The sequence below is a fragment of the Halobacillus sp. genome, assembly GCF_049282395.1.
Classification (GTDB): domain Bacteria; phylum Bacillota; class Bacilli; order Bacillales; family Halobacillaceae; genus Halobacillus.
Genome location: NZ_JBAPTY010000227.1, coordinates 1 through 9,463, shown reverse-complemented (window position 1 = coordinate 9,463; position 9,463 = coordinate 1). Strand labels below are relative to the sequence as shown.

At 43.8% G+C, this 9,463-nt stretch carries 8 protein-coding genes, 15 tRNA genes and 1 rRNA gene; 23 read left to right on the top strand and 1 reads right to left on the bottom strand.

The genetic code is table 11. The features are described from left to right. The first annotated feature begins 233 nt into the window (after positions 1 to 233). From rrf to WAM07_RS09965, 18 genes are all read left to right on the top strand, one after another. A 5S ribosomal RNA gene (gene rrf, locus WAM07_RS10050) occupies positions 234 to 347 on the top strand. A gap of 10 nt (positions 348 to 357) precedes the next feature. Beyond that, positions 358 to 432, top strand: a tRNA-Asn gene (locus tag WAM07_RS10045). Between the two features lie 6 nt (positions 433 to 438). Beyond that, positions 439 to 531: transfer RNA gene (locus tag WAM07_RS10040), tRNA-Ser, on the top strand. A gap of 20 nt (positions 532 to 551) precedes the next feature. After that, a tRNA-Glu gene (locus tag WAM07_RS10035) sits at positions 552 to 626 on the top strand. Between the two features lie 8 nt (positions 627 to 634). Beyond that, a tRNA-Val gene (locus WAM07_RS10030) sits at positions 635 to 710 on the top strand. A 50-nt stretch (positions 711 to 760) separates the two neighbouring features. Next, positions 761 to 837: transfer RNA gene (locus tag WAM07_RS10025), tRNA-Met, on the top strand. Between the two features lie 55 nt (positions 838 to 892). After that, positions 893 to 969: transfer RNA gene (locus WAM07_RS10020), tRNA-Asp, on the top strand. 29 nt (positions 970 to 998) lie between these two features. Continuing rightward, a tRNA-Phe gene (locus WAM07_RS10015) sits at positions 999 to 1,074 on the top strand. Between the two features lie 8 nt (positions 1,075 to 1,082). Then, a tRNA-Thr gene (locus WAM07_RS10010) sits at positions 1,083 to 1,158 on the top strand. A 27-nt stretch (positions 1,159 to 1,185) separates the two neighbouring features. After that, positions 1,186 to 1,271: transfer RNA gene (locus tag WAM07_RS10005), tRNA-Tyr, on the top strand. A gap of 22 nt (positions 1,272 to 1,293) precedes the next feature. Further along, positions 1,294 to 1,364, top strand: a tRNA-Trp gene (locus WAM07_RS10000). 12 nt (positions 1,365 to 1,376) lie between these two features. After that, positions 1,377 to 1,452 (top strand) — tRNA-His (locus WAM07_RS09995). 13 nt (positions 1,453 to 1,465) lie between these two features. Further along, positions 1,466 to 1,540 (top strand) — tRNA-Gln (locus WAM07_RS09990). A gap of 9 nt (positions 1,541 to 1,549) precedes the next feature. Then, positions 1,550 to 1,624, top strand: a tRNA-Gly gene (locus WAM07_RS09985). A 62-nt stretch (positions 1,625 to 1,686) separates the two neighbouring features. After that, positions 1,687 to 1,760, top strand: a tRNA-Cys gene (locus WAM07_RS09980). Positions 1,761 to 1,770: 10 nt separating this feature from the next. Continuing rightward, positions 1,771 to 1,852, top strand: a tRNA-Leu gene (locus WAM07_RS09975). A gap of 166 nt (positions 1,853 to 2,018) precedes the next feature. Next, a complete protein-coding gene (locus WAM07_RS09970; RefSeq protein ID WP_422166491.1) occupies positions 2,019 to 2,369 on the top strand; it encodes a hypothetical protein in 351 nt (116 codons plus the stop codon). Positions 2,370 to 2,609: 240 nt separating this feature from the next. Further along, entirely contained in the window at positions 2,610 to 3,512 is a 903-nt protein-coding gene (locus tag WAM07_RS09965) for a hypothetical protein (RefSeq protein WP_422166490.1), read from the top strand. A gap of 40 nt (positions 3,513 to 3,552) precedes the next feature. On the opposite strand, the gene ade is transcribed toward WAM07_RS09965, so the two are convergent. Further along, positions 3,553 to 5,295, bottom strand: coding sequence for an adenine deaminase (ade, locus tag WAM07_RS09960; protein ID WP_422166488.1), 1,743 nt, complete (start codon positions 5,293 to 5,295; stop codon positions 3,553 to 3,555). A 319-nt stretch (positions 5,296 to 5,614) separates the two neighbouring features. Between ade and WAM07_RS09955 the strand changes: the two genes are divergently transcribed. The 5 genes from WAM07_RS09955 to WAM07_RS09935 form a co-directional block, all read left to right on the top strand. Continuing rightward, the gene (locus WAM07_RS09955; protein WP_422166495.1) at positions 5,615 to 6,781 is read left to right on the top strand and encodes a TraB/GumN family protein; all 1,167 of its coding nucleotides are present in this window, start codon (positions 5,615 to 5,617) and stop codon (positions 6,779 to 6,781) included. A gap of 56 nt (positions 6,782 to 6,837) precedes the next feature. Further along, a complete protein-coding gene (locus WAM07_RS09950; protein WP_422166487.1) occupies positions 6,838 to 7,368 on the top strand; it encodes a hypothetical protein in 531 nt (176 codons plus the stop codon). A gap of 121 nt (positions 7,369 to 7,489) precedes the next feature. Continuing rightward, positions 7,490 to 8,410, top strand: coding sequence for a DMT family transporter (locus tag WAM07_RS09945; protein ID WP_422166485.1), 921 nt, complete (start codon positions 7,490 to 7,492; stop codon positions 8,408 to 8,410). A 262-nt stretch (positions 8,411 to 8,672) separates the two neighbouring features. Then, positions 8,673 to 9,122 carry a hypothetical protein gene (locus tag WAM07_RS09940; protein WP_422166483.1) on the top strand — a complete coding sequence of 150 codons (450 nt, stop codon included), beginning with the start codon at positions 8,673 to 8,675 and terminating at the stop codon, positions 9,120 to 9,122. 200 nt (positions 9,123 to 9,322) lie between these two features. Next, on the top strand, positions 9,323 to 9,463 hold a 141-nt coding region (locus WAM07_RS09935), incomplete at its 3' end, for a helix-turn-helix domain-containing protein (protein ID WP_422166493.1).

Below are 9,463 nucleotides of genomic sequence, written 5' to 3'. Positions count from 1 at the left end.
GGTTGATAGGTCCGAGGTGGAAGCGTGGTGACACGTGGAGCTGACGGATACTAATGGATCGAAGACTTATCTATCCTTTAAAAAAGAAGTCGGAAGAGACGTTCGCTCGTCCGATGGTTGAATGATTACCTTATCCAGTTTTGAGGGTTTACAAAAAAACTTGTAATTTACCCTTGATTTTTTGCTCGAAAAACAATACAATATATCTTGTCCTTGAAAAAAAGGAAATAAGATCTGGTGGTGAAGGCGAAGAGGTCACACCTGTTCCCATGCCGAACACAGAAGTTAAGCTCTTCAGCGCCGATGGTAGTCGGGTCGATCCCCGTGAGAGTAGGACGCCGCCAGGTTTTATATTATTCCAACGTAGCTCAGTGGTAGAGCAATCGGCTGTTAACCGATCGGTCGTAGGTTCGAATCCTACCGTTGGAGCCATATTTTGGAGAGCTGTCCGAGCTGGCCGAAGGAGCACGATTGGAATTCGTGTAAACCGTTACCACGGTTTCGAGGGTTCGAATCCCTCGCTCTCCGCCATAAGTTCATTTTTCCACAATGGCCCGTTGGTCAAGTGGTTAAGACACCGCCCTTTCACGGCGGTATCACGGGTTCGAATCCCGTACGGGTCACCACTTCATATGGAGGATTAGCTCAGCTGGGAGAGCACTTGCCTTACAAGCAAGGGGTCGCAGGTTCGATCCCTGCATCCTCCACCATTACCGCAAGGTAACTTCATACTTTATGGGAATTAGAAAACCCACAATATCGCGGGGTAGAGCAGTTCGGTAGCTCGTCGGGCTCATAACCCGGAGGTCGCAGGTTCAAATCCTGCCCCCGCAACCAAATTACTTTAATGAACTACGTTGAACTAACTTCTTCGTTCATTAATAGTTAATATGGTCCGGTAGTTCAGTTGGTTAGAATGCCTGCCTGTCACGCAGGAGGTCGCGGGTTCGAGTCCCGTCCGGACCGCCATTTTCATACTTAGGCTATACATAAGATTCGGCTCGGTAGCTCAGTCGGTAGAGCAACGGACTGAAAATCCGTGTGTCGGCGGTTCGATTCCGTCCCGAGCCACCATTTTTTTAGCCGGCCTAGCTCAACTGGCAGAGCAACTGATTTGTAATCAGTAGGTTGGGGGTTCAAGTCCTCTGGCCGGCACCATTTGATGCTAGTAGGTATATACAACATGGAGGGATAGCGAAGTTGGCCAAACGCGGCGGACTGTAAATCCGCTCCCATCGGGTTCGTAGGTTCGAGTCCTACTCCCTCCACCATTTATAATTTAATCATTCAAATAGGGGTATAGTTTAATGGTAAAACTACGGTCTCCAAAACCGTCAATGTGGGTTCGATTCCTACTACCCCTGCTTTTTTCTATGGCGGTTGTGGCGAAGTGGTTAACGCACCGGATTGTGGTTCCGGCATTCGTGGGTTCGATTCCCATCAGCCGCCCCATTTATTTTCACTTTGGGCCATAGCCAAGCGGTAAGGCAACGGTTTTTGGTACCGTCATGCGCTGGTTCGAATCCAGCTGGCCCAGCCATTTTCCACTGCGGGAGTAGTTCAGTGGTAGAACACCACCTTGCCAAGGTGGGGGTCGCGGGTTCGAATCCCGTCTCCCGCTCCATAATATTTCAATCATAATTGAGTACATGTTAGAATAAACTAAAATACAACTGATCTTGTAATGGCGGCATAGCCACGCGGTAAGGCAGAGGACTGCAACTCCTTTATCACCGGTTCGATTCCGGTTGCCGCCTCCAATGAGATTTTGCCGGTGTGGCGGAATTGGCAGACGCGCACGACTCAAAATCGTGTTCCTCACGGAGTGCCGGTTCGAGCCCGGCCACCGGTATTAAATACTAATGTAATGACGGCGTTATCCTTCAACAAGGATAACGCCGTTTTTCGTTTCACTAAGTAAGTATCTTCCGAACAGTGTCATAGTCTTGCCTAGAGGGTTTTCCAATACATATTACAGGGAAAGAGATAGGTAACTGTTTAATCTAGGAGGCACAAACATGGCAAACGAATCTAAGGTAATCCATCACATTACAGACTACAATGAATTTAAAAATACTTGCTTAGATAACGATGGAATGGCTTTTCCTGAACTTGAAAAGATCATGTATGACTATATATTGAGTCAGCCTTCTGAAACGATGAAGTTTCAGGAGTGTGTGATTAAAGAAGAGCCAGGTGAAAATGAAGAATTGAGAAAAGTCCATCTTACTTTCCGTGATTATAATATGAATAATTATATTCGCTTATGGGGTTTTAAAAGTAATGCAGATGGCCGGGTCGTGGATATGAAAGTGGATGCTTTAGATCCAGAAACAAATGAAGTGGTGTACGAACGCCAATTGTCATAGAAGGAATTGGGGCTGAGTTTTACTTGGCCTCCTTTATTAATTGAATATGCATATATTTTTAAACCAATGTCTCATAAGTACATTGGTTTTTTGGTGCTGAATTAAGAGATGATTCGGTCAGATTGAAGAATTTGAAGAGCAGGATCATTCACTCCTCAGAGTTTCCTGTAAAAAGTCAGTATGGTATTCGGGTACTCTGGAATTCATGATAGAATTTGTAGTGATAAAGGAGGGTGTCTAATGCTCTATCTCATTCTATACATATGTCAATTTGGAATTATCCTGTACATCTACCGCAAGTGGGGAAGAGAAGAGCCTTACTTATTCCTGAAGCTTCTTGGCTACTCGGTTCTGGGAAGCTTTGCCTTCACGATTAATCAGTGGTCCCTTCCATTAGGGTTTATCATTTTTCTAATGTTTTTTCGGGAGCCTGCTTGGAATCGGTTGGCGAAACGGTATGCAGCTTACTTAGGTCTGTTCCTCTTCCTTACATCTTTAATCATTCCGCCTGTACAAAATTATGTGTACGAGCGTCCCCGTCACATAGAAGCCGCTCAAAGCCTGGGTGCGTCTGAAGAATTTGACTTTACCGAGCACTGGAATATGGTTAAGAATACATTTAATGATATTCATAATCCACGACTGCAGAGACTTGAAATGGAATTCACGGATAAAGGAGCCGTGCAGTCGCTGTTCTATAATTTTAAGGTAGTTGAACAAGGGAACAGAGAAAGTAATTATTCTGTAGAGTTGAAACTGGATGAAAAAGAGTATGAAATTAAACGGAATCGTTATCAGAAGCAGAACCATCAAGTTTATCACATGGGCCAGGACATGCAGGGGCGGATCTCTCCGGAAGAATTTTTTAAGGTGATTAATGAAACGGGACTAGAGGCGTTCATGCAAAATAAGGATACCCAATATTATTCGCTTAACGCAGAAGGAGCGGTTCGCTCTATGTCTGGAAATCCAGAGAACACGTTTATGGTCACCACTTCCGGTACAAGGCCGGTGATCAAAGGGCAGCTTCCAATAGACGCGGTACGGATGACGGTTCGAGAGTTTGAAAACAGTGAGGAAGATCGTATTCAATCGAACGCGACCTATTACATTGAGCCTCGCGTGGTTTATAGGGTTGAATAAAAAAGCTGGAAACCAGACGTTCAATCTGGTTTCCAGCTTTCTATAAGGATACCTCAATATGCTGAAACGTTTCTACATCAAATAAGCCCATGTCCGTTAATTTCAGGGAAGGGATCACCGGCAGCGTTAAGAAGGATAATGTAAGGAATGGATTGAAATCCTTCGTAAATCCTAAATTAGGCAGCGTTTCTCCGATATGTTCGAGCCGCTCCTTAACAAATGGAAACGACTGATCAGACATCAATCCGGCAATTGGGAGGGGAAGGGACGATAAGACTGCTCCATTCTTAACGATCACAAGACCACCATTAATTTCTTTTAACGTATGAATGGCTTTGAGGAGGTCGGGATCATTGGCGCCCAGGGCCACGATGTTGTGGGAGTCATGAGCAATGGTCGTGGCGATTGCTCCATCTTTTAACCCGAAGCCTTTCACTATCCCAATGCCAAGATGTCCGGTTTTTTTATGGCGCTCCACTACCGCCAGTTTCAATTGATCTTTATCGGGCGATGCCATGAAGAATCCGTTTTCTGTATCCACTTTTTCTACTAATTTATTGGTAAGAAGCTGATTTGGATTAATCTTAATAATGTGAGCTTGCTGTGCTTCGCTTATAGGCAGTTTCAAATGCTCTTCTGTCAGTGCCGGGATATGAATGGTGTTCGTAATAGGAGCCGGCTTTTTTGCTTTTCCATTCTCAGGGGGCGTGTAAGAGCCATTATGGCTGACTTGATTTCCCTGTTTGTAGACCCCGCTGATTTTCACTTTTTCCAAGTCTTCAATGAGTAAAAAATCGGCATCATAACCGGGAGCGATCGCCCCTTTATTCGTCAGACCATAGCATTCGGCTGCGTTTAAAGAAGCCATTTGTAAGGCAATTTGAGGCGATACTCCGCGTTGAATGGAAAGCCGTACATTATGGTCGATGCTTCCTTCCTCGATCAGTTCATCGAGGTGTTTATCGTCGGTGCAGAATAGACAGCGCCGTGCGTTATGGGCGGTGACTACTGGAATTAATGCGTTTAAATCTTTCGCGGCAGAGCCTTCACGGATCATTAGATACATTCCTCGTCTCAGGCGTTCCAGTGCTTCTTCTTCTTTCGTACATTCGTGGTCCGTGGTTATTCCTGCCGTACGAAAGAGATTAACGGCATTGGTCTCCAGTCCTGCCAGGTGGCCGTCAAGCTTCCCGCCGTGCTGATGAGTCATCGTGATTTTATCGAGAAGGTTATCTTTTGTATGCAGGAGAGAGGGATAGTCCATAACTTCCGCTAAGCCGAGCACGCTGGGGTGGGCTAAGTATTTTTCAAGGTCAGCGGCTGTGAGCTGTGCTCCTGAATGTTCGAATGGAGTAGCAGGGACGCAAGAGGGAAGCATAAAGAAAACCTCTAAAGGAAGGTTATCAGCGTTCTGGAGCATGAATTGCAGACCTTCTTCACCGGAAACGTTGGCTATTTCATGGGGGTCTGTGACCACCGCGGTAACTCCGTGAGGGACAACGACTTTAGCATACTCTTCCGGGGTGACCATAGAAGATTCAATGTGAACGTGTCCATCAATAAAGGAGGGACAGACATAGCAATTTTTGGCGTCAATGATCTGGACTGCTTCATGATACTGTCCGATCCCGACGAATTTACCATCAGAAATAGCCACATCGGCCTCGATCCATTCGAGATTGAAGACATCCAGTATCTTACCATTCTTAATGATCGTATCTGCAGGGATTTTCTTGCTTGCGATGTTCAGATCTTTCGTTAACTGTTCTTTAGCTGAATTCATATATGATTTCTCCTTTTATTAAATACCTGATCCATTGAAAGTGGGAGGCAGGATAGAATGCGATATCCGCACTGTATGTATCTCCATCCCGCGATAAGCAGATACGTTAAACAAGATTTCCAAATTTATATGGGCACGGGAATTCGTTTCATGAGATAATAATTAATAGAGATTCTATAGGGCAGGGGTCGCTTTGTCAACGTGCAGGCTGGGCTCGCCTAGAAAACAAGTGAAACCCATTCTCATTTTATACATTCTGGTTTAGTATTAGTAGAGATGAAACAATATAGTCCACTGGTAAAGGAAGGTATGTATGGCGATGACGGAAGATAACATCACGAGACTTCATATAAATGATACAGAGTACATACTGATTGGTACTGCGCACGTTTCTAAACAAAGCGCGGAACAAGTCAAGCAGGTTATAGATGAAGAACAGCCTGATTCTGTATGTGTGGAATTAGATGAGCAGCGGTATCAATCGATTGTAGACGGCGATGCCTGGAAAGACACAGATATTTTTGCTGTGATTAAGCAGAAGAAGGCATCCCTATTGTTAATGAACCTGGCTATCTCCTCCTTTCAAAAGCGGATGGCTAAGCAATTTGGTATTCAGGCTGGTCAGGAAATGATTCAAGGGATTGAATCAGCAAAAGAGCATGACGCAGAGCTCGTATTAGCAGACCGTAATATTCAGGTAACCTTTGCAAGAATCTGGGGTAATATCGGATTTGGAGGCAAATCCAAATTGTTAATGTCCATCATCTACAGCATCTTTAGTAACGATACCATCTCCGAAGCGGAGCTTGAAAAGATGAAGACGCAGGATATGCTCGATGGCATGCTGAAGGACCTGACCGAGAACTTCCCGAAATTGAAAAAACCATTGATTGATGAGCGTGACCAGTATTTAGCTCAGAAAATTAAAGATGCGCCCGGTAAGAAAGTGGTAGCAGTCCTTGGAGCGGCTCACGTACCGGGTATTAAAGAAGCGATTTACAAAGAGCATGATTTAGCTCAATTAAATAAGCGTCCCCCTAAGTCTCCGTGGCCGAAGATTATAGGCTGGAGCATTCCCATTTTAATAATATCTATCATTGTTTATACGTTTATGGCGAATCCGGAGGCTGGTACCCAACAGACCATCAGCTGGGTGCTGTGGAATGGTTCGTTTTCTGCGATCGGTACAGCTGCGGCCATGGCTCATCCATTAGCCGTGTTAGCAGCTTTCGTGGCCGCACCGATTACATCGCTTAACCCGCTGATCGCAGCTGGATGGTTTGCCGGCATTGTTCAGGCGTATTTTCGCAGGCCTAAGGTATCAGAATTTGAAACCTTATCTGAAGATGTCACGAGTCTGAAGGGATTCTGGCGTAACCGTGTGACTCGTATCCTGCTTGTGGTTCTGCTCGCCAATGTGGGCAGCTCTCTAGGCACATTTATAGGCGGAGCTGACGTTCTTCGACTGTTTTTTGAAAATCTATAAAGAAAATGCGTGACCTTTCTCATAGGTTACGCATTTTTTAATAGGAAAAAGTGTACATGATATTCCGCTGGTGGTACACTTTTATTATAATTATGGTGTTTTATCCATTATTTGGATTTAAAGGATGGAAACTTCGAGGGGAGGCTGATGTATTCAATAACGTCTGGATTTCAAGTACAGTGGTCATGTCCCTCATCTTTCTAATACCTATCGCCGGAGCCCATGTTATGGATCACGTAGAAGATAAGTACTTAAGGAAAGTCCCGAAAAAATGGCTGGTTTCTTCTATTACTACGCTCACGATATTGTTTGAATTATCACTGACTTTCCTGGTCTCAACACGAACAGGATTATCATTCATTGAATCCCATTTTACGATCGGTTTTCTGCTGTTCATTATGGTATGGTTCATGCAGTTTAATGAGTTTATCGGAAATCAGTATGCGAATGTGGACAACCAGGTTTTTGGAGATGGCAAAGATATCTATCGTGTGTCGATCTTTCAATTTAAAGTGAATCCAGTATCGATTGGAACGTTGCTTTATTTTGCAGCTGCCGTACTGATTTCAATTGTAGCTTACTATTAAACTTTATAGAATTACCGGGCGAAGTTTCGAGAAGGGAAGCTTCGTTTTTTTTGTAACGTTTTAAAAAAGCACCCGGTGATTATAAAATAAAAGCATGGTCTAACTAAGAAGGGAAGATTCCATGTATCCATACATATTAATGATATTTGTCGTGCTATTCTATGCGGGTAATATTCTTACGGGGAAAGCAATAAATGATTTGCCGGCGTTTACTATTGCATTTTTCCGGCTGCTCGTTGCCTTTGTTTTTTTACTTCCGATTGGAGTTAGGAGTGCCTGGAAAGCGAGAAAAACTTTTCGTGAATACAAGGGACCGCTTTTAGTGATGACCCTTAACGGAGTCACTTTTTTTAATACGTTTATTTATGGAGCACTTCAATTCACCACGGCTTCCAATGTGTCTGTACTCGAAACGGTCATACCTGTTGTCACGGTCGTATTAAGTGCTCTGCTCGTAAAAGAAAAGCTACCGCTGATCAAGCGGATCGGAGTAATGCTGTCTTTCCTTGGAGCGGTATGGGTGGTTATGGATGGCCAGCTGCTTGAACTGTTCTCGTCTTCATGGAACATCGGGGACGTCATTATGATAGGAGCCATCACTTGCTGGGCAGTCTATTCAATAGTAGTGAAGCAGTTTATGCACTTGTTTCCGGCATACGGGGTTCTCCTTGTGATGACAGGATTGTCCGTGCTGATTCTCCTGCCGTTCGTCGCAGCTGAATGGGCCCTTGGTGATGTACCGTCCCTCGGTGAAAGTAAGTACTGGATGGGATTCTTATACTTAGGTGTGTTTCCTTCTGTTATTGCGCTAGTATTTTATAACCGGGCGGTGGAGAGGCTCGGAGCCTCGCAGGCTTCTGTATTCTTAAATTTCCTACCTGTCGTCACGATGGTCGGTGCCTATATGTGGCTTGGTGAAACGATAAAACTTCCGGAAATAGCTGGGGCTCTTATGGTAATTGCAGGTGTAATTTTAACCACAAGGGGAGGAACCAGAAAAAGAAATAAACCCTTAAATTATGAAAAAACTTCATATAATTAGAAAAAATTTAGTTGTATGATCGTATTAGAAGAGTGTTTATATAGGACGATGATCCTTAATTTCTTTACCCTGTATTAATATAGTGAAAAAAATATGACCGATCCTAGAGAAAGACCACAGGATGTGTCGAGAAAATCCTTCTTTCGAAAGCCATGATTTCCCCACTTTAGATACAATTGTTTATTTTTGGTAAAAACGGTTTTAAGTGCTCTATATCAGGCAATGAAGAGGAGTGAACCATAAAAATTAAGGAGGTAATTTAATGTCTACTGCTCTTAGGGAAAGATTAATATCTTCAACGGAAAATCTGCGTACGGTTGCAACTCTGGAATTTACGGACGAAGTGTTTGAATCTGATAATTATCGCTCAGCGGAAGTGCTTACGGAAGATTTGCAAAGTCTGTTTATCGTGAACATTCGTGAACGGACCCTCACCATTTTGACGATGACTGAAGAAATGGAAGTCACAAAAGAAACTTTATTCACAGACAAGATTATCTCAATGAAAGAACTGTTCAGTGATTATAGCTTAAATCAAAACACGCCACCTTGGAAACTTGAGCTTGTCCTGTTAGATGGGCGTACGGTAGAAGTAGAACCTGGATTATCTAAGCTTCATGATGAGAGCTATAAAGATCCGGAAATTGCCGAAGAAGTGGCTGAGGATTTTGAGAATTTCATCGCTGGCTTGAAAAATACGTTAATTCTATAAAAGGAAAAGGAGTCCTTAAAGGGGCTCCTTTTTTTAGTTTACAGTTTTTATCATTCATCGGCAGAAGACTCCCTCTTCAAGCGCCGTGTCGAAGACCGGTGGCAAGGGGGAGATGAATGCCGTCGCCGTAAGGCGAATGCCTTTGAATATTCTCCCTTCCGTGATATCCTAAAGTAAGAACGTATGTTCCTGATTAGGAGGTGGAAAGGTTGAAGCATAAAGCGTATAACTTTCGTATCTATCCAAATAAAACCCAAGAATCGCTCATCGCTAAGACAATCGGTTGCGCTCGTTTTGTCTTCAATCATTTCCTCTCCGAATGGAGCAGTGCCTACAAGGAA